At 60.2% G+C, this 24,466-nt stretch carries 19 protein-coding genes and 1 pseudogene; 17 read left to right on the top strand and 3 right to left on the bottom strand.

What is annotated here, in order from left to right; translation table 11 throughout:
- A pseudogene (locus ACIOYV_RS30210) lies at positions 1-764 on the bottom strand (pyruvate dehydrogenase (acetyl-transferring), homodimeric type); the annotation flags it as partial.
- A 383-nt stretch (positions 765-1,147) separates the two neighbouring features.
- Between ACIOYV_RS30210 and glnE the strand changes: the two are divergent.
- The 17 genes from glnE (at position 1,148) to ACIOYV_RS30125 (ending at position 21,282) form a co-directional block, all read left to right on the top strand.
- A complete protein-coding gene (gene glnE / locus ACIOYV_RS30205) occupies positions 1,148-4,087 on the top strand; it encodes a bifunctional [glutamate--ammonia ligase]-adenylyl-L-tyrosine phosphorylase/[glutamate--ammonia-ligase] adenylyltransferase (protein WP_401329734.1) in 2,940 nt (979 codons plus the stop codon).
- A 375-nt stretch (positions 4,088-4,462) separates the two neighbouring features.
- A complete protein-coding gene (waaF, locus tag ACIOYV_RS30200; protein WP_401329731.1) occupies positions 4,463-5,497 on the top strand; it encodes a lipopolysaccharide heptosyltransferase II in 1,035 nt (344 codons plus the stop codon).
- A gap of 1 nt (position 5,498) precedes the next feature.
- Positions 5,499-6,560, top strand: coding sequence for a lipopolysaccharide heptosyltransferase I (waaC, locus tag ACIOYV_RS30195; protein ID WP_054616424.1), 1,062 nt, complete (start codon positions 5,499-5,501; stop codon positions 6,558-6,560).
- Positions 6,560-7,681 (top strand): glycosyltransferase family 4 protein, encoded by a 1,122-nt coding sequence (locus tag ACIOYV_RS30190; protein WP_401329726.1) that lies wholly within the window; start codon positions 6,560-6,562, stop codon positions 7,679-7,681. Before waaC ends, ACIOYV_RS30190 begins: the two co-directional genes overlap by 1 nt.
- Positions 7,681-8,487, top strand: a complete 807-nt coding sequence (gene rfaP, locus ACIOYV_RS30185) for a lipopolysaccharide core heptose(I) kinase RfaP (RefSeq protein WP_201200037.1) — start codon at positions 7,681-7,683, stop codon at positions 8,485-8,487. The genes ACIOYV_RS30190 and rfaP overlap by 1 nt, the downstream gene beginning before the upstream one ends.
- Positions 8,487-9,221, top strand: coding sequence for a lipopolysaccharide kinase InaA family protein (locus ACIOYV_RS30180; protein ID WP_054616422.1), 735 nt, complete (start codon positions 8,487-8,489; stop codon positions 9,219-9,221). The genes rfaP and ACIOYV_RS30180 overlap by 1 nt, the downstream gene beginning before the upstream one ends.
- Positions 9,218-9,970 carry a lipopolysaccharide kinase InaA family protein gene (locus tag ACIOYV_RS30175; RefSeq protein ID WP_401329722.1) on the top strand — a complete coding sequence of 251 codons (753 nt, stop codon included), beginning with the start codon at positions 9,218-9,220 and terminating at the stop codon, positions 9,968-9,970. Before ACIOYV_RS30180 ends, ACIOYV_RS30175 begins: the two co-directional genes overlap by 4 nt.
- Entirely contained in the window at positions 9,970-11,421 is a 1,452-nt protein-coding gene (locus ACIOYV_RS30170) for a lipopolysaccharide kinase InaA family protein (RefSeq protein WP_401329720.1), read from the top strand. Before ACIOYV_RS30175 ends, ACIOYV_RS30170 begins: the two co-directional genes overlap by 1 nt.
- A 259-nt stretch (positions 11,422-11,680) precedes the next feature.
- Positions 11,681-12,013: a YceK/YidQ family lipoprotein gene (locus ACIOYV_RS30165; RefSeq protein WP_401329737.1), complete on the top strand. Its 333-nt coding sequence runs from the start codon at positions 11,681-11,683 to the stop codon at positions 12,011-12,013.
- 5 nt (positions 12,014-12,018) lie between these two features.
- Positions 12,019-12,879: a DUF3800 domain-containing protein gene (locus ACIOYV_RS30160; protein ID WP_401329718.1), complete on the top strand. Its 861-nt coding sequence runs from the start codon at positions 12,019-12,021 to the stop codon at positions 12,877-12,879.
- Positions 12,880-13,106: 227 nt separating this feature from the next.
- Positions 13,107-14,864 (top strand): carbamoyltransferase, encoded by a 1,758-nt coding sequence (locus tag ACIOYV_RS30155; RefSeq protein WP_054053263.1) that lies wholly within the window; start codon positions 13,107-13,109, stop codon positions 14,862-14,864.
- Positions 14,848-15,978 carry a glycosyltransferase gene (locus ACIOYV_RS30150; RefSeq protein ID WP_054053265.1) on the top strand — a complete coding sequence of 377 codons (1,131 nt, stop codon included), beginning with the start codon at positions 14,848-14,850 and terminating at the stop codon, positions 15,976-15,978. Before ACIOYV_RS30155 ends, ACIOYV_RS30150 begins: the two co-directional genes overlap by 17 nt.
- Entirely contained in the window at positions 15,978-16,874 is an 897-nt protein-coding gene (locus ACIOYV_RS30145) for an antimicrobial resistance protein Mig-14 (RefSeq protein WP_401329713.1), read from the top strand. Before ACIOYV_RS30150 ends, ACIOYV_RS30145 begins: the two co-directional genes overlap by 1 nt.
- 8 nt (positions 16,875-16,882) lie before the next feature.
- Positions 16,883-18,307, top strand: coding sequence for a PIG-L deacetylase family protein (locus tag ACIOYV_RS30140; RefSeq protein ID WP_401329710.1), 1,425 nt, complete (start codon positions 16,883-16,885; stop codon positions 18,305-18,307).
- A gap of 59 nt (positions 18,308-18,366) precedes the next feature.
- The gene (locus tag ACIOYV_RS30135; protein WP_401329707.1) at positions 18,367-19,284 is read left to right on the top strand and encodes a DUF6625 family protein; all 918 of its coding nucleotides are present in this window, start codon (positions 18,367-18,369) and stop codon (positions 19,282-19,284) included.
- The gene (locus ACIOYV_RS30130) at positions 19,247-20,401 is read left to right on the top strand and encodes a glycosyltransferase family 4 protein (RefSeq protein ID WP_401329704.1); all 1,155 of its coding nucleotides are present in this window, start codon (positions 19,247-19,249) and stop codon (positions 20,399-20,401) included. The genes ACIOYV_RS30135 and ACIOYV_RS30130 overlap by 38 nt, the downstream gene beginning before the upstream one ends.
- Positions 20,398-21,282, top strand: a complete 885-nt coding sequence (locus tag ACIOYV_RS30125) for a glycosyltransferase (protein WP_401329702.1) — start codon at positions 20,398-20,400, stop codon at positions 21,280-21,282. The genes ACIOYV_RS30130 and ACIOYV_RS30125 overlap by 4 nt, the downstream gene beginning before the upstream one ends.
- A gap of 25 nt (positions 21,283-21,307) precedes the next feature.
- Here the strand turns inward: ACIOYV_RS30125 and ACIOYV_RS30120 are convergent, their stop codons facing one another.
- Together ACIOYV_RS30120 and ACIOYV_RS30115 are read right to left on the bottom strand one after the other, a co-directional pair.
- Entirely contained in the window at positions 21,308-22,525 is a 1,218-nt protein-coding gene (locus ACIOYV_RS30120; RefSeq protein WP_401329699.1) for an acyltransferase family protein, read from the bottom strand.
- A complete protein-coding gene (locus tag ACIOYV_RS30115; RefSeq protein ID WP_401329697.1) occupies positions 22,525-24,390 on the bottom strand; it encodes an O-antigen ligase family protein in 1,866 nt (621 codons plus the stop codon). Before ACIOYV_RS30115 ends, ACIOYV_RS30120 begins: the two co-directional genes overlap by 1 nt.
- Positions 24,391-24,466 lie beyond the last annotated feature (76 nt).

Here is a 24,466-nt window from a genome sequence, read left to right as displayed (position 1 = left end):
TTGCAGTTGATGACGAAGATCAGGTTGTCGACCAACTCGCGGCCAGCCAGGGAGATGGCGCCCAGGGATTCCGGCTCGTCACACTCGCCGTCGCCCAGGAAGCACCAGACTTTCTGCTTGCCTTCAGGAATGAAACCACGGGCTTCCAGGTACTTCATGAAACGTGCCTGGTAGATCGCCTGGATTGGGCCCAGACCCATGGATACGGTCGGGAACTGCCAGAAATCAGGCATCAGCCACGGGTGAGGATAGGACGACAGGCCGTGACCATCGACTTCCTGACGGAAGTTGTTCATCTGGTCTTCGGTGATGCGACCTTCCATGAACGCACGGGCGTAAACGCCTGGCGAGGTGTGGCCCTGGAAGTAGATCAGGTCGCCGCCGTGTTCGTCGGTCGGGGCCTGGAAGAAGTAGTTGAAGCCGATGTCATACAGGGTGGCGCTGGAGGCGAAGCTGGAAATGTGACCGCCCAGGTCCGAATCTTTCAGGTTCGTACGCATCACCATGGCCATCGCGTTCCAGCGTACCAACGAGCGAATGCGGCGTTCCATGAACAGGTCGCCAGGCATGCGTGCTTCGTGGGTAACAGGAATGGTGTTGCGGTATGGCGTGGTGATGGCGTAAGGCAATTGCGAACCGCTGCGGGTCGCCAATTCGCCCATACGGGTCATCAGATAATGAGCGCGGTCTTCGCCTTCTTTGTCGAGAACCGATTCCAGGGCGTCCAGCCATTCCTGGGTTTCGACGGGATCGAGGTCTTGCATGGCTTGCTCCAGGGCGGAAAGGCTTCCAGAATCGGTTGCCTGAGTTTGCGACTGGCCTTGTGGGCAGACGATATAAATTCTTGGATTGCCGAGAGGTTGTTCCGGCGGCGTGTAGTTTTACTACAAATCAACGGGCATTTCAGCCTTTCGAATGTATAGACGAGTAGTAAAACTACAGATGAATGGCTTGTGGCCTCCGGCTGCGTTGTGAGAATAATCGTTAAGGTTGGTCTTTTGCCAACCAGAAAAGGTGAAAGCTTGATGTTGGCTGCCAAAATAAAAGAAATTTCAGCTATTTCTAACCTTTGTTCGACAGTCGGTCACGTAGCGTGTTTTCAAAATTCACTACATGCAGCCCTTCACACGCCGATCAAGGATAGACCATGACCCTGCCTTCGCTTGCCGAACTGCCCGCCATTCTCCAGCCGTTGGTCACCCGTGCCGAGCAGTCGTTCCGTGCGGCGGTGGCCTTATTAGAAGACGAGCATGGCTTGTCTGCCTGGACGCCGGAACGCTGGGCGCAATTCGCCCGCATCGCTGCGGCCAGCGACTTCGTGATTGAACAGAGCGTTCGTGACCCTTTGATGTTGCTGGGGCTGGTGCAGTCCGGCGAACTGGATCGCAGCTTCGCCCCCGGCGAGTTGTGCGCGCAGATCGCCGCAGCGGTAAACGCCGCTGAAAGCGAAGACGAACTCGGCCGCGCCCTGCGCCGCCAGCGTACCCGCCAGCAAGTGCGGATCATCTGGCGCGACCTGACCCGCCAGGCGGATCTGGTCCAGACCTGCCGCGACCTCTCGGACATGGCCGATGCCAGCATCGATCAGGCCTATCAGTGGTTGTACTCGCGGCATTGCCAACAATTCGGCGTGCCCACCGGCCGGCGCAGCGGCGAGCCGCAGCAAATGGTCATCCTCGGCATGGGCAAGCTCGGCGCGGTGGAGCTGAACCTGTCGTCGGACATCGACCTGATCTTCGCCTACCCCGAGGGCGGCGAAACCGTCGGCGTGAAACGCTCGCTGGATAACCAGGAATTTTTCATCCGTCTCGGCCAGCGCCTGATCAAGGCTCTGGACCCGATGACCGTCGACGGTTTTGTATTCCGCGTCGACATGCGCCTGCGTCCTTACGGTTCGGCCGGTGCGTTGGTCTTGAGCTTCAACGCGCTGGAACAGTATTACCAGGACCAGGGCCGCGACTGGGAACGCTACGCGATGATCAAGTCGCGGGTGGTGGCCGGCGATCAAGTGGCCGGCGCGCAATTGCAAGAAATGCTGCGCCCGTTCGTTTACCGCCGTTACCTCGACTTCTCTGCCATAGAAGCGCTGCGCACCATGAAGCAGCTGATCCAGCAGGAAGTCCGACGCAAAGGCATGGCCGACAACATCAAACTCGGTTCCGGCGGCATTCGTGAAGTCGAGTTCATCGCCCAGGCCTTCCAGTTGATCCACGGCGGGCGGGACCTGAGCCTGCAACAACGTCCGCTATTAAAAGTACTGAGCACTCTGGAAGGTCAGGGTTACCTGCCGGCGCCGGTGATCAGCGAGTTGCGCGACGGTTACGAATTTTTGCGTTACACCGAGCACGCGATCCAGGCGATTGCCGACCGCCAGACCCAGATGCTGCCGGATGGCGCACAGGATCAGGCGCGGATTGCCTTCATGCTCGGCTTTGCCGATTGGGATGCGTTCCATGAGCGGCTGATGTATTGGCGCGGCCGCGTGGCCTGGCACTTTGCGCAGGTGATTGCTGACCCTGACGAAGAGGAAGGCACTGAGGCGGAAGTGGTGGTCGGCGGTGAATGGCTGCCGTTGTGGGAAGAGTCCCAAGACGAAGAAGCCGCTTGCCGGCAGTTGGAGCAGGGCGGTTTTGCCGATGCTTCCAAGGCCCTGAAAACCTTGGCCAGCCTGCGTGGCAGTCCGCAGTTGCGGGCCATGCAACGCTTGGGGCGTGAACGTCTCGATGCGTTTATTCCGCGCTTGCTGGCCCAGGCTGTGGAGCACGCCAATCCGGATCTGGTGTTGGAGCGGGTGCTACCACTGGTTGAGGCGGTGGCCCGGCGTTCGGCTTATTTAGTGTTGCTGACGGAAAACCCTGGCGCCCTGCGTCGCTTGCTGACCTTGTGCGCCGCGAGCCCGTGGATTGCCGAGCAGATCATCCGCTTCCCGCTGTTGCTCGATGAGCTGCTCAACGAAGGCCGACTGTTCAAGCCGCCGCTGGCGCCGGAACTGGCCGCCGAATTGCGCGAGCGCCTGACGCGGATTCCCGAGGACGACCTCGAACAGCAAATGGAAGCCCTGCGGCATTTCAAACTCGCGCACCGCTTGCGCGTGGCGGCGTCGGAAATCTCCGGCAGCCTGCCGTTGATGAAAGTCAGCGATTACCTGACCTGGCTCGCCGAAGCGATCCTCGAACAAGTGCTGGCCCTGGCCTGGCGTCAAACCGTGGCCAAATACGGCACCCCGCTGCGCAACGATGGCACCTTGTGCGATCCCGGCTTCGTGATTGTCGGTTATGGGAAGGTCGGTGGCCTGGAATTGGGGCATGGTTCCGACCTGGACCTGGTGTTTATCCACGATGGCGATCCGCAGGCGGAAACCGACGGCGCGAAACCCATCGACGGCGCGCAGTTCTTCACCCGGTTGGGGCAGCGGATCATTCACTTGCTCACGGCGCAGACCAACTCCGGCCAGTTGTATGAAGTGGACATGCGTCTGCGACCGTCCGGTGCGTCCGGGTTGCTGGTGAGTTCCCTGGGGGCGTTTGCCCGTTATCAGGAAAACGAAGCCTGGACCTGGGAACATCAGGCGCTAGTGCGGGCGCGGGTGCTGGTGGGCAGTCAGGATGTCGGCCAGGCGTTCGAGAAGGTCCGCGCGGCGATTTTGGGCAAGGCCCGGGATTTGCCGACCTTGCGCCAGGAGGTCAGCGAGATGCGCGCCAAGATGCGCGATAACCTTGGTAGCAAGAGCACCGCCGCCGGCACCGCGGCAAACGCCTTCGAGGCCACGGCGCCGTTCGATCTCAAGCAGGACGCCGGAGGTATCGTCGATATTGAATTTATGGTGCAATACGCGGCCCTGGCGTGGTCCGAACAGCACCCGTCATTGCTGCGCTGGACCGATAACATCCGCATTCTGGAAGAGTTGGAACAGGCCGGGCTGATGCCCGTCGAGGACGCCAGCCTGTTGCGCGAGGCCTATAAAGCCTACCGCTCCGCCGCACACCGGCAGGCCTTGCAGAAGGATCCCGGGGTGATACCGGGCGACCAGTTCGCGGACGAACGGCGCCAGGTGTTGCGAATCTGGAAAGAGATGGGGTTAAGCTGAAACCGTACAGATGCAGCACCAAATACCCCCTGTGGGAGCGAGCCTGCTCGCGAAAGCGCAGTATCAGTCACCACTGATGCTGGATGTGCCGGCGCCTTCGCGAGCAGGCTCGCTCCCACAGTAGATCTACAGTGCTTGGGAGATTTAGGTACCAGCATCCCAGGTAGATTCGCAGTGTTTGGTAGATTGGATTAGCTAAGCTACACCGCACTGGATGTGCACCAATACCCAATGTGGGAGCGAGAGTGCTCGCGATAGCGGAGTGACAGTCGACAGCAATGTTGAAGGTGATGACCCATCGCAAGCCGTCTTGCTCGCGCAGTGATTCTCGAGGCGGGGAGGCGTATGCCTCCCCGGTTCGTTTTTGGAAACCACATGAAAATTCTGATCGTTGGGCCCAGTTGGGTCGGTGACATGGTGATGGCGCAGACACTGTTTCAGTGTCTCAAGCAACGCCACCCGCAATGCGAAATCGACGTCCTGGCCCCCGAGTGGAGCCGGCCGATTCTTGAGCGTATGCCCGAAGTGCGTCAGGCCTTGAGCTTTCCGCTCGGCCACGGTGCCCTCGAATTGGCGACGCGTCGGCGCATCGGCAAATCCCTGGCCGGCCAGTACGACCAGGCGATCCTGCTGCCCAATTCCCTGAAGTCGGCGCTGGTGCCGTTCTTCGCCGGCATACCGAAACGCACTGGCTGGCGTGGCGAGTTCCGCTACGGTCTGCTCAATGACGTGCGCACGCTGGATAAAGAACGTTACCCGCTGATGATCGAACGCTTCATGGCCCTGGCCTATGAATCGGGCGCTGATCTGCCGCAACCTTATCCACGCCCGAGCCTGCAAATCGACCCGATCACTCGCGAAGCGGCGCTAGCCAAGTTCGGCCTGGCCCTGGATCGCCCGGTGTTGGCCCTGTGCCCTGGCGCCGAATTCGGCGAGTCCAAGCGCTGGCCGTCCGAGCACTACGCCAAGGTCGCCGAAACAAAGATCCGCGAAGGCTGGCAGGTCTGGCTGTTCGGTTCGAAAAACGATCACGCGGTCGGCGAAGACATCCGCGCACGGCTGATTCCCGGTCTGCGTGAAGAGTCGGTGAACCTCAGCGGCGGCACGTCCCTGGCCGAGGCCATCGACCTGATGTCCTGCGCCGACGCGGTGGTCTCCAACGATTCCGGCCTGATGCACGTTGCCGCTGCGCTGAACCGTCCGCTGGTCGCCGTCTACGGCTCGACCTCGCCGGGCTTCACGCCGCCGCTGGCCGAGCACGTCGAAATCGTGCGCCTGGGTCTCGATTGCAGTCCGTGCTTTGATCGCACCTGCCGCTTCGGCCATTACAACTGCCTGCGCCAGTTGGCGCCGCAACCTGTGAATGAAGCCTTGCAGCGGTTGCAGGGCACTGTGGTCGAGGTCAATTAGTTTGCGGGTACTGTTGATCAAGACTTCTTCGCTGGGCGACGTGATTCATGCGTTGCCGGCGTTGACCGACGCGGCGCGGGCGATTCCCGGCATCACGTTCGACTGGGTGGTGGAAGAAGGCTTTGCCGAGATTCCGACCTGGCACCCGGCCGTGGGCAAGGTGATCCCGGTGGCGATCCGTCGCTGGCGCAAAAACATCTGGCAGACGATTAAAAGTGGCGAGTGGAAGCGCTTCAAACAAAGCGTTCGCGCCACTAAATATGACTTGGTGATCGACGCTCAGGGCCTGCTGAAAAGCGCCTGGCTGACGCGCTACGTCAAAGCTCCAGTGGCCGGCCTGGATAAAGATTCGGCGCGCGAACCGATGGCTGCACGCTTCTATTCCCGGCGCCTCGCGGTCGGTCGTGGCCAGCATGCGGTCGAGCGCGTGCGCCAGTTGTTCGCGTTGGCACTGGGCTACGACTTGCCGAAAGGCTTGGGCGATTACGGCCTGAGCGTCGAGCGTCTGGTCGAGCTGCCGCGCAAGAATCCTTACGTACTGTTCCTGCATGGCACCACTTGGGACACCAAGCATTGGCCTGAAGCCTACTGGCGTGAACTGGCCGAACGCGTCGGGCACCTCGGCGTGGCGGTGAAACTGCCGTGGGGCAACCCGATCGAGAAGGCTCGCGCCGAACGTATCGCCGCCGGTTTCCGGCATGTCGAAGTGCTGCCGAAATTGAATCTGGCCGGTGTCGGCAAAGTCTTGGCCGGCGCCCAGGCCTGCGTGGCGGTGGACACCGGTCTCGGTCATCTGGCCGCTGCGCTGGATGTGCCGACGCTGTCGCTGTTCGGCCCGACCAATCCGGGCCTGACCGGCGCTTACGGCAAGGCGCAGATACATATCGCCAGCGACTTCCCCTGCGCGCCGTGCCTGCAAAAGAAATGCACCTATCAACCGACGGCCGAAGACGCCCGTCAGTTTGACCTGAAACGCGAGTGGCCCCTGTGCTTCACGCGTCTGAATCCCCAGCGTGTCGCCAGCCGACTGAGCACGTTGTTACTGGCTGAGGAGCTGCGCTGATGCAATTGGCTTTTGTCCTTTATAAATATTTTCCGTTTGGCGGTTTGCAGCGCGATTTCATGCGCATCGCCCTGGAGTGTCAGCAGCGCGGTCACAAGATCCGCGTCTACACGCTGATCTGGGAAGGCGATGTGCCGCCGGGTTTCGAAGTGCTGGTGGCGCCGGTCAAGGCGTTCTTCAATCATCGGCGCAACGAAAAACTCACCGAGTGGATGGAGGCCGACCTGGCCAAGCGTCCGGTGGATCGCCTGATCGGCTTCAACAAGATGCCGGGCCTGGACGTCTACTACGCCGCCGACGGCTGCTTCGAAGACAAGGCGCAGAACCTGCGCAACTCGCTGTACCGTCGTTGGGGCCGCTACCGGCACTTCGCCGAGTACGAGCGCGCGGTGTTCGCCAAGGACGCCAAGACCGAAGTTCTGATGATTTCCGAAGTCCAGCAGCCGCTGTTCATCAAGCATTACGACACGCCGCTGGAACGCTTCCATTTGCTGCCGCCGGGCATCTCCCAGGACCGTCGCGCGCCGGCGAATGCCGCCGAGATTCGCGCCGAGTTCCGCCGTGAGTTCAACCTCAAGGATGACGATTTGCTGCTGGTGCAGATCGGCTCCGGGTTCAAGACCAAGGGCGTGGATCGCAGCCTCAAATCGCTGGCGGCGTTGCCGTCGGAACTGAAAAAACGCACTCGGCTATTTGTAATTGGCCAGGACGACCCCAAATTATTCCAGATGCAGGGCGCCACGCTGGGGCTCGGCGATAACGTGACGTTCCTCAAGGGCCGCAGTGATATCCCGCGTTTCCTGTTGGGCGCCGACTTGTTGATCCACCCGGCCTACAACGAAAACACCGGCACGGTGCTGCTTGAAGCGCTGGTCGCCGGGTTGCCGGTGCTGGTGAGTGCGGTGTGTGGTTACGCCCATTACATCGCCGAGGCCGACGCCGGTCTGGTGCTGGACGAACCCTTCGATCAGGCGCAGCTCACGCAATACCTGACCGGCATGTTGAATGACGCTCAAGCACGGGCGGCCTGGAGCCGCAATGGTCTGGCCTTCGCCGAGACGGCCGACCTCTACAGCATGCCGCAACACGCGGCCGATGTGATTCTGGCGGAGCACGCTTAATGAAGTTGATGCTGGCTGAACCGTTCAAAAGCCTCTGGGCCGGACGCGACCCGTTCGCCGAAGTCGAGGGCTTGCAGGGCGAGGTATACCGCGAGCTCGAAGCACGCCGGACCTTGCGCACCGAAGTGAACGGCAACGGGTTTTTCGTGAAGATTCACCGGGGCATCGGCTGGGGCGAGATCTTCAAGAACCTGCTCACCGCCAAGCTGCCGGTGCTCGGCGCGGGCCAGGAGTGGAAGGCCATTCAGCGCCTGCAAGATGTCGGTGTGCCGACGATGACAGCCGTGGCTTACGGCGAGAAGGGCAGCAACCCGGCGGACCAGCACTCGTTCATCGTCACCGAAGAACTGGCGCCGACCGTCAGCCTCGAAGATTTCAGCATCGACTGGGTCAAGAATCCGCCTGAGCCGAAACTCAAGCGAGCGCTGATCGCCGAAGTCGCGCGCATGACCGGCATGATGCACCGCGCCGGGGTCAACCACCGCGACTGCTACATCTGCCACTTTCTGCTGCACACCGATAAACCGGTGACGGCGGACGACTTCAAACTCTCGGTGATCGACCTGCACCGCGCCCAGACCCGCCCGGCGATTACCCAGCGCTGGCGCAACAAGGATCTGGCGGCGCTGTACTTTTCGGCCCTCGATATCGGCCTGACCCAGCGCGACAAGTTGCGTTTCCTCAAGGGCTACTTCCAGCAGCCGTTGCGCCAGATCCTGGCCGAGGAAGCGGCGCTGCTCTCGTGGCTCGAAGGCAAGGCCAACAAGCTCTACGACCGTAAACAGCGATACGGGGATGCGCTCTGATGCCGGGTTGGAAACTCGAACCTGCCTACAGTGATCTCGCCGAAGACTTCGGCAGTCTGGAAGCAGTGTTTGCCCTTCAGGGCGAGCGCCTGACCCGCGACCCGTTGTCCGAGGTCATCCGGGTCAAGCGCAACGGCGTCAACTACTACGTCAAACGTTACGTCGGCGCCGGCAAAGGCCTGCGCCGTTATCTGGGCAAACCACGGGTGAAAGCCGAGTGGCAAAACCTCAAGCGCTTCGCCAAGTGGGGCATCCCGACCGCCGAAGTGGTGGCCTGGGGCCTGGAGCGTCGCGGCGCGGCGTACGACCGTGGGGCGATGATCACCCGCGAGTTGCCGAACACCGAAGACCTGTCGGCCTTGGCTGACCGGCATGACCCGAAACTGGCGGACCGCGCCTGGGTCGATAACATCAGTCGGCAACTGGCTGGCTACACCCGGACCATGCACGACAATCGCTTCACCCATAACGATTTGAAGTGGCGCAACCTGCTGATCGACGATGACGACAAGCTGTTCCTGATCGATTGCCCCAACGGCGATTTCTGGCGCGGTTTCTGGCTCAAGTACCGGATCACCAAGGACCTGGCCTGTCTCGACAAGGTGGCCAAGTATCACCTGTCGGCCACCCAGCGCCTGCGCTTCTACCTGCAATACCGTGGGCGTGAACGCCTGAATGCCGCCGACAAGAAGCGTATTCGGCACGTGGTGAGATTTTTCGAGGGACGCGAATGACTGATTTTCTGGCCGCTGAAGACCGTGCGCTGCTTGAGCGTCACGGCCTCGGCACCTTCGACGCCCTGTGGGCCAAGCAGCTCGATGCGGTGGATGAACCCAACACTGCGCGCGGCGGCTGGAGCAGCGTGTTTCGGCTGGACCTGGAAGGTCAGGGCTTCTATCTCAAACGCCAGAGCAACTACCTGACGCGCACCTTTCATGCGCCGTTCGGCGAGCCGAGTTTTGCCCGCGAGTTTCGCAACATTACGCGCTATCAAAAGATGGGCATCCCGGCGCTGCAAGCGGCGTTCTTCGGTAAGCGCAAGGTTGACGGCGAAGTCCGCGCGATTCTGCTGACCCGTGCGCTGGATGGCTGGGACGACCTGGACTCGCTGTTGCAGCGTTGGTCGGAGCTGAGCGAAGCGCAGCATTCGGCGATCCTGCACGCTTGCGGACAACTGGCGCGGCACCTGCACGGCGTGGGTCAGGTTCACGGTTGTTTCTACCCCAAGCACATTTTCCTGCGGGCCACCGGCGACGGTTACCAGGCGCAGTTGATCGACCTGGAAAAAACCCGGCCGTTGCTGTTCGGCCAGCGTGACCGGATCAAGGATCTGGAGCCGTTGGTGCGTCGGGCGCCGGAGTGGGACGAGGGCCAATTGCGCGAGTTGTTGGCAAGTTATGTGGATCAGTCCAAAGACAGTTCGCTGGTGGATAACTGGGTTTCGCGACTGACCGCGCGGCGCAGTCACAAGGAGACGCGTTGATGCGTTTGTCCGAACTGAAAAACGCCGGTCGCAGCCCGAGTCTGCCGCTGAGCATTCCACTGGCGGATGCCGCCGGACCTGCTGACTTGCAGCTGCTAACTCTTCTGCGCGTATTGCCCGGCCAGCGTTACGTCGGTGCCGGTGTCTGGCGTGGCCGACCGGTGTTGGCCAAGTTGTTGGTCGGCAGCAAAGCGGCGCGGCACTTTCAGCGTGAGCGCGATGGCGTGCGCCTGCTCGCCGATCAGGGCCTGACCACGCCGCAACTGTTGGCGGACGGCTTGAAGGATGGCGAGGGCGGTTGGCTGCTGTTCGATTTCATCGAAGGCGCCGAGAGCCTGGGCGACACCTGGAAACAGGTCGAGCACTTGCCGGTGCTGGCGGATATGCAAGGCGCGGTGCTGGCCGAGGCGTTGGGCGCTATCGGCCAAATGCATCGCAAAGGCCTGTGGCAGGAAGACCTGCATCTGGACAATCTCCTGCGCCAGCGCGGTCGGTTGTACTTGATCGATGGCGGCGGTGTCTGTGCCGAAACTCCTGGCCAGCCGCTGTCACGGCAGAAAGTCCTGGAAAACCTCGGGGTGTTTTTCGCCCAGTTGCCCAAGTCGCTGGAGCCGTTCACCGAAGAATTGCTGGTGTATTACCTGTTGAGCAACGGCGAGCATGCCTTGCCGATGGAAGCCCTGCAGAAGCAGATCGACAAGGTGCGCCGCTGGCGCTTGAAGGACTTCCTGATCAAGTGCGGCCGTGAATGCACGCTGTTCAGCGTCCAGCGCGGGGCGTTCGGTTTGCGGGCGATTCGTCGCGAAGAAGAAGCGGCGATGGCGCCGGTGCTGGAGCAGGCCGATGATTTGCTCGACCGGGGCCACCTGTACAAGACCGGCGGCGCGGCGAGCGTCGGCAAGGTCGAAGTGGCGGGGCGCCCGCTGGTGATCAAGCGCTACAACATCAAGGGTTTTGCCCATTGGCTCAAGCGCTTCTGGCGCCCGAGCCGCGCCTGGCATTCCTGGCGCGAAGGCAATCGCCTGGCGTTCCTCGGTATCGCGACACCGAAGCCGTTGGCCGTGCTGGAAAAGCGCTTTCTGTGGCTGCGCAGCCGGGCTTATCTGGTGACCGAGTACCTGGCTGGGCCGGACATCATCGAACGGTTTGCGCCGTATGTTGAGAACGGTGAAGCGCCGGAAGCCGAGTTGCTGGCACTGGATCACCTGTTCGCCGAACTGATTCGTGAGCGGATCAGTCATGGGGATTTCAAGGGCCACAACCTGTTCTGGCAGCAGGATCGTTGGGCGCTGATTGACCTGGATTCCATGTGTCAGCACGGCTCGGTGGGCAGCTTTGCCCCGGCGTATGCGCGGGATCGCGCGCGGTTCATGCGCAACTGGCCGGAGAGCAGCGCGCTGTATCAGGTGATCGATCAGCGTTTGCCGAAAGACATCTCCAGCGCTGCCTGAATCGGGCCTTCGGCCCTATCGCGAGCAAGCTCGCTCCCACAATGGTTCTCGGTCGTACACAAAATATGTGTGCGACACCGATCCCATGTGGGAGCGAGCTTGCTCGCGATGAGGCCCGTACATCCAACACAAAATCCGCCGGTCTGTCATCGGAGGACAAGTTCTTAAGAACCGTCCTACACAATCAACAGACCCCATGAACTGTGCCTTGAATAACCCCGATGCTAGTTTGCCTGACGATCCCGAAAGGCAAATTCAGATGAAAAAAATGGTCATTCTGCTGGGCGCTTGTTCGCTGACCTTGTCCGGCTGCGGCACCGCCGTCACCGTCCTGCAAGACGACGCCGACGCCGCCCGCGGCCTGCGCAAACAAAAGACCTACTGCCAGTCCATCCCCCGCATCTACAGCGGCCTGGCCTACGACTTCTGCGTATTGAACGCACCCCCCGACCCCACCGGAGTCCTGGTTCCGCTGGTATTGCTGGATTTTGGCCTGTCGGGCGTGCTGGATACTGTTTTCCTGCCCTATACGATTTATCGGCAAGGCGTGGACGGCAATATCAGTATTTATTGGCGGGCAGGGCGTGGGTAACTCTTTTGTCTCAACAGTTTTTTCTTTTTGAAAACGAAAGCGAAGCCGAGGCTAATGTTGAGGCGCAAAAGCTATTGCTTTCGACCGGGCAATATAGCGACTTCATTATTTATGTCGACGAGAGCGGCGACCATGGAATGCAAACGCTAGATCCAAACTATCCAATGTTTGTGCTCGCATTTTGTGTTTTTCATAAGAGGCATTATTGCGAAAAGGTCATTCCTTCCCTTCAGAAGTTTAAATTCAATCACATGGGGCACGACCTGATCGGTCTACATGAGCTGGAGATTCGAAAGGAAAAGGGCGCATTCTCTGGTCTCTTCCAGTCCAGGCAGCACAAACATGCATTTCTCGATGAGCTCACGGGCATCATTGAAGCAAGCAATTTTGTCCTGATCAGTTGCGTGATCGACAAGGCCGCCCTCCGCGAAAAAGAGGGCCCTTTTCACAATCCTTATCACGTCGCGCTCGGCTTTTGCCTGGAAACGCTTTATGAGTTTTTACAGGAAAAGAACCAGCAGAGAGCTTTGACTCATGTGATTTTCGAGCGGCGGGGGAAGAAAGAGGATAACGAGCTTGAGTTGGAGTTTCGCCGCATGTGCGATGGCGCCAACCGATTGGGCTTTCAGCTGCCGTTCGAAATCGTTTTTGCGACTAAACAAGTGAATTCTACGGGGTTACAGCTAGCGGATCTTGTTGCAAGACCCATTGGTATAAGTGTTTTGCGGCCCGGACAGGAAAATCGTGCCTTTGACGTGCTCAAGCGTAAGTTCTATTGCAGTGGCGGTCGTAACAATGTGGGAGAGGGTTTCGAAAGTTGGGGTTTAAAGATTTTCCCTCTCTCAGAAAGCGAAAAGCCCCGATGAAACTCACCGAGGCTAGAACGCCGACCGGGATCTCCCAGTCCATTTGCGCAGGAGTCTAAGTCGAGGTCGTCTGTCTGTCAACGAGCGACCCCGCGACTTCCCGCTAGAGGCTTGCCGTCGCTTTTAAGCTATAATCCCGCCCTTTAGCTGTCTCTCGCCCCTTGCGAGGGCACATTAATTTTTGAGGCGCTTGTCGCCTGAATGCAGACTAAAGAGGCTAGACCCCTGTGGCATTGACGATTCTTGGCCTGTCCGGCGCCCTTAGCCATGATCCTTCCGCAGCCTTGTACATCGACGGCAAGCTGGTCGCGGCGGCTGAGGAAGAGCGCTTCGTACGCGATAAACATGCAAAGAACCGCATGCCCTACGAATCGGCGAAGTTCTGCCTCGAACAGGCAGGCATCAAGCCGTCCGACGTTGACGTGGTGGCGATCCCGTTCGCCCCGATCAGCCTGTTCGGCAAGGCACGCTGGCACTATGCCAAGCGTTACTGGTACGCCCCGGACCGCGCCCTCGACGCGATCCTGATGGGCAACCGTCGCTACAAGCGCTATCGCAACAAGATCGTGTTCTGCCTTGAGCAACTGGGTTTTGACCCGAAGAAAATCAAGATCGAACCGGTCGAGCATCACCTGGCCCACGCCTCCAGCGCCTACCACTGCTCCGGTTTCAAAGAGAAAACCGCGATCCTCGGGATCGACGGCAAGGGTGAGTACGCCACGACCTTCTTCGGTTACGGCGAGAACGGCAAGATCCACAAGATCAAGGAATTCTTCGACCCTGACTCCCTCGGCGGCCTGTACGGCGCGATCACCGAGTTCCTCGGTTTCGAGATGCTCGACGGCGAGTTCAAGGTCATGGGCATGGCACCTTATGGCGACGCGACCAAGTACGATTTCTCGCGCCTGGCCTCGTTTGAAAACGGCGAACTGGTGATCAACACCGACTACGCCAACGTCATCGGCCTGCGTCGCTACAAAGAGAAGGGCAAAGGCTTCTACTTCTCGCCGAAGCTGATCGAGTGGCTGGGTCCGAAGCGCGAAGGCGACATCGCCGACGAGCCGTACATCCACTACGCCGCCAGCATGCAAGCGCTGTTCGAAAAGATCTCGCTGCAGATGATCGACCACTACCTGGGCGACGTGCTCAAGGAAACCGGCAAGCTGGCCTTCGCCGGCGGCTGTGCGTTGAACGTCAAGCTGAACCAGAAAATCATTGCCCGCGACGACGTCAAGGAACTGTTCGTCCAGCCTGCGTCCGGCGATGCCGGCACCGCAGTGGGCGCAGCAGCCTATGTGTCGCACGCCCGTGGCGTACCGGTCGAGAAGATGGAACATGTCTACCTCGGCCCGTCCTACAGCAACGAAGACGTGATTGCCGCGTGCGCCCGTCACCCGAGCAAGCCGACCTGGCGCAAGCTTGAGAACATGCCGGAAAACATCGCCAAGATCATGGTCGATGGCAACCCGGTGGCCTGGTTCCAGGGTCGCATGGAGTTCGGCCCGCGTGCCTTGGGCGGTCGTTCGATCATTGGTTGCCCGAGTGCGACCGGTGTGGCTGACCGCATCAACCACCAGATCAAGTTCCGCGAGCGCTGGAGGCCTTTCTGCCCGTCGATGCTCGACACCGTGGCCCCGCAGATGATCAAGGTCGATCACCCGGCACCCTTCATGACCTTCACCTTTGAAGTGGCTGAAGAGTGGAAAACCCGTGTGCCGGAAGTCGTCCACGAAGACGGCACGTCTCGGGCCCAGGTGCTCAAGCGCGAATACAACCCGCGCTACTACGACATGATGAAAGCGCTGGAAGTACTGACCGGCAACGGCGTGTCGCTGAACACCTCGCTCAACCGTCGTGGCGAGCCGATGATTTGCTCGCCGACCGACGCCCTGAACATGTTCTTCGGCTCCGACCTGCAATACCTGATCATGGAAGACATTCTGGTGGTCAAAGAAGGCGCGGACGCTTATGACACGCTCGGCTGAACGCCATGTGCTGCAGTTCTGTCACGGCTATGACGGGCCGTTCCTGGACTGCGCCCGGCAGTACGCCAGCCTGTTCGCGGGGACTGGTTATCGAGTGACCACGGTCTTTCTGACCGGGGCCGCCGATGCTGAAGTCGCCGCGGGCTGCGCTTCCGACGAAGTGCTGTTCATGGAATACAGCTCCAAGGCCATTCGTGGCCTGAAGCTGGGCGCCATCGGCGATCTGCGCAAGATCGCCGCTTCGCGCAACTTCAGTTTCTGCATTGCCCATCGCTTCAAGCCGATTTACATCGCCTTGCTCGGCACGTCGTTGCCGGTGATTGGCGTGCACCACGCGTTTGATGATTACAAACGCGGCACGCGCAAACTGTTCGCGCACATTTTCCGCAAGCGTTTAAGCCTGCTCGGCGTGTCCGATGCGGTGCGCGATGACATGCGCAAATGCTTGCCAAAATGGCCGGCGGCGCGGATTCAGACGCTCTACAACCGTATCGATGTGCAGGGCTTGCAGGTCACTCAAGTGTCGGCTCGCGAAGCCCGGGAAACCCTCGGTCTGGCGGCGGATGCGTGGGTGGTCGGCAACGTCGGGCGGCTGCATCCGGACAAGGATCAGACCACGCTGCTGCACGGTTTTGCCGCAGCACTGCCGGGGTTGCCGGGCAATAGCCAACTGGTGATTCTCGGTTCCGGTCGCCTGGAGCAAAGTCTCAAGGATCTGGCCCGTGAACTCGGGATCGGTGACCGCGTGCTGTTCCTCGGCCAGGTGCCGGAGGCCCGGCGCTACTTCCGTGCTTTCGATGTGTTTGCCTTGAGCTCCGATCACGAGCCGTTCGGCATGGTGCTGCTTGAAGCCATGGCCGCCGGCGTGCCGTTGCTGGCGACTGCCTGCGGCGGGGCGAAGGAAGTGGTCGAAGGCGTCGGTATTCTGTTCCCGTTGGGCGATGCCGAACACCTGGCGCAAGGGCTGCAGCATTTGGCCGCGATGGACGAGCAGCAACGTCGCCAGTGCGCCGAGCTGATGCTCGATCGCTTGCGTGAGCGCTTCAGCGACCGCGCCGTGCGTGACACTTTCTGGCATTTGCCACACGTTACCGAACTGGCACAGAGGGGCTGATGCTCAACCGATTTCAAGGCTGGCGCGAACGTGGCTGGGCGTCTGTCGACGCCTCGACGTATGCCGATGCCTGGCAGCGTTTTGGCGGCAGCGTCGCGACTCATCCAATGGTCGTCGAACGGCTGGCAGCGCTGGCGGACATCCCGGTGCGCTACCTGGCCTGGGAACAAAATGGCGAAGTCAAAGCCGCGATCCCGACCTGGGGGCGCGACCTCGCTCTGTCCAAAGATGTGCTCAAACGCAGCGGTAAAAAAGGCCTGTTCGACCTCGGTAATGCCGAACTGATCCTGCCGGCCGCCGCCGATGCTCAGGCTCCTTTGCGGCATCGTGGGCGTTACCTGTCTGCCCTGAACGAAGGCCGCTTTACCGGTATCAAGTTGCAGACCGAGCAACTGGCCATGGCCCGCACGCCCGAAGAACTGTCGAAGAAGTTTCGCTACAACCAGCGCCGCGAACTGCGTTTGCTGGAAGAGGCGGGCGGGGTGGTGCGGCCGGTCAGCGAGTTTTCCAGCAGCGAGCTGGCGGCCATCTATTGCGACTTGTTCCAGCGCCGCTGGGGCTTTCCGGCCACCGGTGCGGCGCGCATGGGCGAGGTGATTGAGTTGCTGCGCGAGCTGCTGATCGGCTCGGTGATCTTCCTCAACGATGCGCCGATTGCAATTCAACTGGTGTACCGCGTCGAAGCGTCGCAGTGGATCAGCGTCGAGTACATCAATGGCGGCGTCGACCCGCAAACCCGCGAGTTCAGCCCTGGCAGCGTGCTGAGTTTCCTCAACACCCAAAGCGCCTGGGAACACGCCCGAGCCCTGGATAAACCCCTGCGGTTTTCCTTCGGTCGGGCCGACCGTGAATACAAGGACCGCTGGTGCAATCCTGTGCCGGTCTTCACCGTATGAGCCAATCCATGAGCCGCAAACAGCAACTGCTCAAGCGTCACCGTCGCACCAAGCGCATCGGCCTGCTGATCGCGCTGGCGCTGTTGATTGTCATCGGCATGCTGGTGGCCTGGTGGCTGCCGTTGGTGCTCGCGGTGCTGGGCTGGATTGCTCACGAAGCCTGGTTCGCCGACCATTTGTTCTATTCGCCCGGCGACGATTACCAGTACAGCTTTCCGCCCTACACTCAGCAGCCCAAGGTTCACTTGGTGGGCGAGCATCTGCGACTGGACGAAGGTGTGATGCTGGTCGACGACGCTACGTTGGTACTCGCGCTGCGGGTAAAAAGTACCTGGCTGGGGCGCTTTTTCGACCCGGTGGTCGAGCTGGAGGGTGGCAACCACCCGGATCGGCAAACGTTCGAGCGCGGCGTCAATGGCCTGCGTTACCTGAACCTCAGCGGTCAGGTGCACGTTCTATCCCAAGGGCAACTGCGCTTGCGCGGGCGCTTCTGCAAAGTGTTCGGTGAGCCAGTGCTCTGGGCTTTCGAACAACCGGATTATCACCGCCAGCGGGTCATGGTGATCGCGCCCCACGCTGACGATGCCGAGTTGGCCGCCTACGGTTTATACAGCCAGGCCAGTGAAGCCTGGATTGTCACCCTGACCGCCGGCGAAATCGAAGCCGAACACTATCAGCGGATGGGCCTGAACAAGGCCGAGGCGGCGCGGCTCAAGGGCCGGTTGCGCGCCTGGGACAGCATCGCCGTGCCGCGTTGGGCCGGTGTGCCTGAGGCGCATTGCGTGCAACTGGGCTATTTCTGCATGCAACTGGCGGCGATGAAAGCCGCGCCTTCCCAGCCGATGGGTTCGCGAGAAGCCGAGTTGGGCGACACCCGCCTGTTTCGCCAGTTGAACCCGTTCACGTTGCCCGGTGATGTCGACGGCGCACCGACCTGGAACAACCTGCTGGCCGACCTTCGCGAAGTGCTGTTGCGAGCACGCCCGGAGGTGATTGTGCTGCCGCACCCGACCCTCGATCCGCACCCCGATCATATCTGTGCTCAGGAAGCGGTCCTCGAAGCGCTCAAAGGCCTGGACTGGCAGCCGACTCTGCTCGGCTACGCCAATCACTTGCACGACAATGATCGCTGGCCGATGGGCAACGAGGGCGATGGCATCACGTTGCCCCCGGCGTTCGATTCGACCCTGGCGATGCAGCCATGCTGCCTGCCGATGTCCATCGAGCAACAGCGGGACAAGGCAATGGCCTTGGGCATGATGCATGACCTGCAACCGCCCATGCCGTTCAAGCGCCGATTGCGCCGCTGCATACAACGCCTGCTGGCTAGACGGGTTGCGCCGACGTATGGCGAGAACGAGTTCTTTCGCAAAGCCGTCAGACGCCATGAATTGTTGTGGGTTTTGAAGCATAACGATACATCTGCACAGTAAAAATGAAGCATGACCCGGTTTAGCATGGCGGCAAATTAACCTGCCGCAGTGAAGTTTCTGTGATGAGTCCGAGCCCGCGTATTCTTTTTCTGATTCCGTATTTCGGCCAATGGCCGTTCTGGATGCCGTTCTTTCTGGAGAGCTGCAGGCGTAATCCGGATATCGACTGGTTGTTGTTCAGTGACTGCGGGATTCCCGAGAACCTGCCGCCGAATGTCACCGTCGAGAGCATGAGCTTCAGCGATTACTGCGCGCTGGTGTCCCGGCGCCTGAACATCGATTTCGCGCCCGGTGCGGCTTACAAGCTGTGCGACATCAAACCGGCGCTGGGACACATTCACGCTGACCGCCTGCAAGGCTATGATTTCTGGGCATTCGGCGATATTGATCTGGTGTATGGTGACCTGCGAAGTTATTTCACCCCGGATCGGCTGGCCGCTTATGACCTGTTTTCCACCCATGAACGGCGAGTCGCAGGGCACCTTTGCCTGATGCGCAACACCGCGCGCAAGCGTGAGTTGTTCATGCAGATCAGGGGCTGGCAAAAGCGTTTTACCGATCAGGAACATCACGCGCTGGACGAGGGGGCATTCAGCCGCATCTTCCTCTGGCGCAAGAATTTTCCCGAGCCTTTGTTCACCCTGGTGGGCAAGCTCAATCCGTGGCGTCGCCGCAGCGAGTTCACCGAAGCGTTCAGCACGCCGGGTGGCTGCATCAAGTGGCATGACGGCACAGACGATTTTCCGCGCCACTGGTATTGGCGTGATGGCTGTTTGAGCAATGATCGCGATGGCGATCGCCGGTTTCCGTATTTCCACTTCGTTTGCTGGAAGCGCAACGAGTGGTCACGGTTGCCCCCACCCGATCCGGCCGAGGTCAGGCGCATCGCCGCCGAACCGGTCTGGGTCATCGATGCGACTGGTTTCCACGGGGAGAGTTATGAGTCAACGGTCAAAGGTTCTGCAACTGCAGCCTGACTACAACGTCAAAGCCCATGATTTTGCCGACCTGGCAGAGCAGATCGTCAAGGCGCTGCCCAGCGATCGCTACGAGGTGACCGCCGCGTTCCTGCGTGGCAAGCCAGGACCTGGCGAGGCAGTGAGCCGTGCCGACCGTTCGGTGTATTTCGAGTTTTCCGACAAATCCCTCAAAGGCATGCGCCTGCGCGCCATGTGGCAGTTGTTCAAATTCTGCCGTGCTGAAAAATTCGACGTGGTGATCTGCAACCGCTTCAAGCCCGTGAACATGATGCTGACGCTCAACCGCTGGCTGAAAGTGCCGCTGTGCATCGGCATCTCCCACGGCTTCGGCGAGTACGACCGGTTTTACCGGCGCCGCCAGACCCAGCGCCTGATCGATCGTCACTGGCGCTTCGTCGGCGTCTCGCCAGCGGTTAAACAGTACCTGCTGGACTGCGACTGCGGCTTTACCGACCAGAACACCTACGCGATTACCAATGCCATCGACATCGAACAGGCCGAGGGCTTGCAGCACAGCCGCGAGCGCGCCCGTGAAATGCTGGGCATTGATCCGGCGGTGCGGCTGATCGGCGCATTGGGCCGGCTGGTGCCGGTCAAGGGTCACACCTACCTGTTGCAGGCGTTTGCCGCACTCAAGGACAAATACCCGAACACCCAACTGGCGATCATTGGCGCTGGCCGTGAAGAAGCGAAACTGGCGGCGGAGATCGAACGCCTGGGCCTGACTGGTCGTGCGCACCTGTTGGGGTTCAGGGAAATCGCCTTGCAGTACATTCGCGCTTTCGACGTCTGGACCATGCCATCCCTGGCCGAAGGCCTGGGCCTGGCGCTGCTCGAAGGCATGAGCGGGCACTTGCCGGTAATCGCCTCGAACGTGCCGGCCATGCTGCCGTTGATCGAGGGCGCCGGCGGGCTGGCGATTACGCCAAAGGATGTGCCGAGCCTGGTTGCGGCGCTGGATAACTACCTCGCCCTGTCGGATGACGAACTCAAGGCCAAGGGCGAACAGGCCTTCCGTTATCTGCAGAAAGAACATGACATCGAGGTGTTCCGCCAGGAATACCTGACCCTGATCGACTCCGGCCTGGAACAGGCCCGCAAGGAACCAAAATGAGCGACGCGCAACCGATCGTCACCGTCATCATTGCGTCGTACAACCACGCGCCCTACATCGAGGAAAGCATCCTCAGTGTTATCAACCAGACCTACTCGAACATCGAGTTGCTGGTGGTCGATGACGGCTCCAAGGACGACAGTGTCGAGCGCATCAAGGCGTTACAGGCGCAGCACGGCTTCGACTTCCGGGTGCAGGAAAACCAGGGGCTGACCAACACGCTCAACGGCGCAATCGCGCGCTCCAAGGGCAGCCTGATCGTGCCGTTCGGTTCCGATGACATCATGATGCCCGAGCGTATAGCGACGCAGGTGGCGTACATGGACGGCAAGCCCGAGGTCGGGATTTGCGCCGGCAATATCGAGCTGATCGACGCCGACGGCAATCTGTACCCGGAGAAGCGCCAGCGCCGGGACGTGCCGTTCCGTCGCCTGGACTTTGATGACATGTTCCTGGAGCGCAAGCCTTACCCACCGGCGCCGACCCTGATGATCCGTCGCGAGGCGCTGGACAAGGTGGGCGGGTTCGATCCGAACATTCGTCTGGAAGACTTGCTGATCGAGCTGAAGGTGACCCATGCCGGTTATTTCATCGACGGCCTGAACGTGCTGATGGCGCGCTATCGCAAGCACGCCACCAATTCCTACAAGAACCACCGCTTCATGATCGACAACATCTTGCGTTCCTACGCGCTGTTCAGCGATCACCCGCTGTACGACGAGGTGCGCTACAAGTTCCTGAGTTCGATGTTCCTCAAAACCGCCAACCGCGATCGCACGCTGGCGCGGGAGCTGCTGGCGCAGATCCCGTTCAAGGCCTGGAACAAGAAGACCTGGCGTGGTCTGGGGCGGCTGTACTTCTCGCCGCTGGAAAAAGACTGACACCTGCCGGGTGGATCGCTAGCGGCTAGCGGGCGATCTTTTCCTCCAGGCGCTTGTCGGCCTCGCGGCCTTGTCGCAGCCACTGCAAGACTTTCTTGCCGGCGTTGATGCCTGGCTTCTCGATGTACAGGAAGGTCAGGCTGCTGATGATGATCAGCAGGCAAGCGCACAGCGCCATCATCGGCAGGAAGACCCAGGTTTCACGGGTATCGATGGGCAATATATGCGGCAGGCGCTGCACCATCACCCAGATCAGGAAACCATGCAGCAGGTAGGTGCTGTAGCTGATTTCGCCGAGCCAGCGGATGCTGCGTGGTTTCAGGGCGCCGAATAGCGTGTGCCCGGATGCCACGATCACAAAAAACACCGACAGCAGCAGCAACGGCATCAGGCTGAAGGCACGGCTGTAGGCGGTGAAGGCAATCGCCAGCGCGATCAGCGCGATGATGCCGGCCAGGCGCGTCTGACTCCAGGCCACCAGTTGCGGCCGGCGAACCCAGTAGGCGGCACCGATGCCCCCGAGGAAGCTGGCCAGGAAGTGTTTCTTCAGCGAGTGTTCCCAGCCGACGACCTGGTACAGGGCGTAAATGCCGATCAGGCACAACACCACTTGCAGCCAGTTGCCGCGATAGATGAACACCATGCCGGCCAGCGGCAATGCCAAGTAGAAAAACACCTCGTAGCCCAGAGTCCAGGTGACGTTGGAGATCAACATGCCGGTCTGGTGGTACTGGTTGACGTCCGGTCGGTCGAATGTGAGCCAGGCCAGGATCTGACCGGCGAGCCGGACGCCGGAATCTTTCAGCTCCCAATTTTGCAGATAGAAGACCGAGACGAACACGATCACCATCAGTGGCAAATACAACGGGTAGAGTCGAAACAGCCGGGATACGGCAAAGGCCAGCCAGTCGTGGTTGCGCCCTTGGGCGAGCAATCGGCTCCAGAACAGAAAACCGGTGATCATGAAAAACAGCGCAACGCTGCCCTGGCCGAGCTGCGAATAGAAGTTGCTCGGTGGAAAATCAATGATGCCGGTACGTAAAAAGATCCAGGTAATGATCGAGTGGTGCACGAACACGCCAAACGCCAGATAGCCACGCAGGCCGTCGATGCTGCCATAGCGACTTTCACCGGAATGCTGCAAGTGCCGGGCGATTTTCGGAACGGCGCGCAACAGCAGTGCGGCGGTCACGATGGCCAGCAGATAGGCTGCCAGCGCAATGAGGGGGTTGGTTTCGTTCATCAGTGAGCTCGGGCCGGGAGGCTGGCGGCCAGCACTTGCTTGTGCAGGTTGCTTACGGCGGATTTAGACGCTGTCACGGCGTATCCCTGGAGCAGCGCTTCGAAGTGATCTTCGAACAACCAGCGCCGATCCTCGGTGTAGCGTTGCATGTGCCGCAAATTACGCTGACGCAGGGACAGACTTAACGAGGACGGATAGATGCGCATATCGGCCAGATCGATCAGGCCGAACTCGCCGTCCTCCAGCACCAGTACGTTACCCAGGTGCAGGGAGCGGAAGTACACGCCTTGCTCATGTAGCTGCGCCATGAACTTGCCGAAACGCTCGACCAGTGCCTGACGCACCGCTGGCGCGGTGATCCCTTGCAGAACCTGACGCAGGGTGTTGCCGGGTAGTGGCGAGTAATGCACCGCACTGCTGCCGTCTTTGAGGCGGTAAAGGCCCAGGGTCAGTGGTGTTGGAATGCCCAAGGTGCGCAGTTGCTCGCTGTTTACCGCAAAGCGTTCGGAGTAGGGGTTAAAACTGCCCGAGGTGTACCAGCGACGACGGCGGAACAGCTTGAGGAAGCTGCCATCGGCCAAACGCAGGACTTTAGGCCCCAGCCCGTCTTCTTCGATCATTTGAGCATTCGCGGTCATTTGCTCGAAAGCTGTCGGCTTCAGTGTTTTAACCGGTAGGGTCAGCAGGCGTCTGGCGCGCTGGTTGATGCTTAGCGCGGCGATCAGCGCCAAGGGAATCCACAGCAGGAACCAGTGCTCTTTGGGGCGCGAAATGATCCCGCCACCCTCGGTCAGGCCGGCGCCGATGCCGAATATCAGCCAGGTCGAAGCGATAATAAACAGCGGCTGGACGCGATAGCGCCAGCTGCTCAGCAAGCCCCAGGCCTGAAAGAACAACCAGGGCAACAAGCCGAAAATACCAACGTAATAGAGCACGCCAAGCACAAAGCTATGGGGCTCCTGCAGGTTGTAGCCGACGCCCGGGTCGAGTGCCAGGCTGGCGTTGTAGCCATGGCCAATCCAGGGGTGTTCAGCGATCCGTTGCAGGACCATTTGCCAGATTTCGAGGCGGAAGGAATCGCCTCGCTCGATGAGCATCCGCGAAAACAGCACGATGACGCCTAACCCGCTGGCTGCCAGCGCTGCGAGCAATACGACCGAGCGGCGATTCCAGCAGATGAAACACAACCAGAGCGCGGCCAGTGTCAGGGCAACCAGTGGGGTTCGGGACCCTGTGGCGATCACCGCAATGAACATGACCCCCATGGCCGGAAGGCTGAGCCAGAGCACCTGGCGACGCTTGCACGTCATGCTCAGGCTTAGCCAGTAGGCACAGAAGAAACCGAAGATATGCGAGCTGAGCAATGGGTTGTCAAACGCGCCGGCACCAATCAGCCGCATGCCGGGCTCATAGATATGCGCAAACATGTACAGGTTGTAGACCGAAGCAATCAGCCCGACGATTGCGGCACTGAACAGCAACGGCTGGATGATCTCGCTGCGGTGGCGCACCAGCAGGTAGGAGCCGGCAAACAACAGCAACGTATGCAGTGCTGGCTTGGACTGGCCGGGAATACTTTCGTTGTCTTGCGGTCCCCAGCACAGACTCAGCAAGGCCCAGGCGGCGAACATCAGCAGTGCAATGAACACCGGTTCGCGTATCAACTCCTTGAGTTCCCGCGGGCGCAGGCACAGGGCAATCAGCGATGGAATGCTGAAAAGACCATAAAACAGTTTGTGGTGAAGGCTGCGTCCGGGCAGAAAGAACAGCGCACACAGGAGCAAGAGATAGCCCAGTGGAAGAATCCACAGGCAAATGAAATCGAAGATTCGATTGGACGTATTGTTGAAACCGCTGAGTTGCATGCTGAGAGATTCAATCCTGAAGTTGATCGGCCATTTCGGTGTGATGGCTATTTGATGCCGAATGCAGTGCCTAACA

The organism is Pseudomonas sp. NPDC087342 (assembly GCF_044744265.1).
Lineage (GTDB): Bacteria > Pseudomonadota > Gammaproteobacteria > Pseudomonadales > Pseudomonadaceae > Aquipseudomonas > Aquipseudomonas nunensis.
This window is presented reverse-complemented; position numbering and strand designations above follow the sequence as displayed.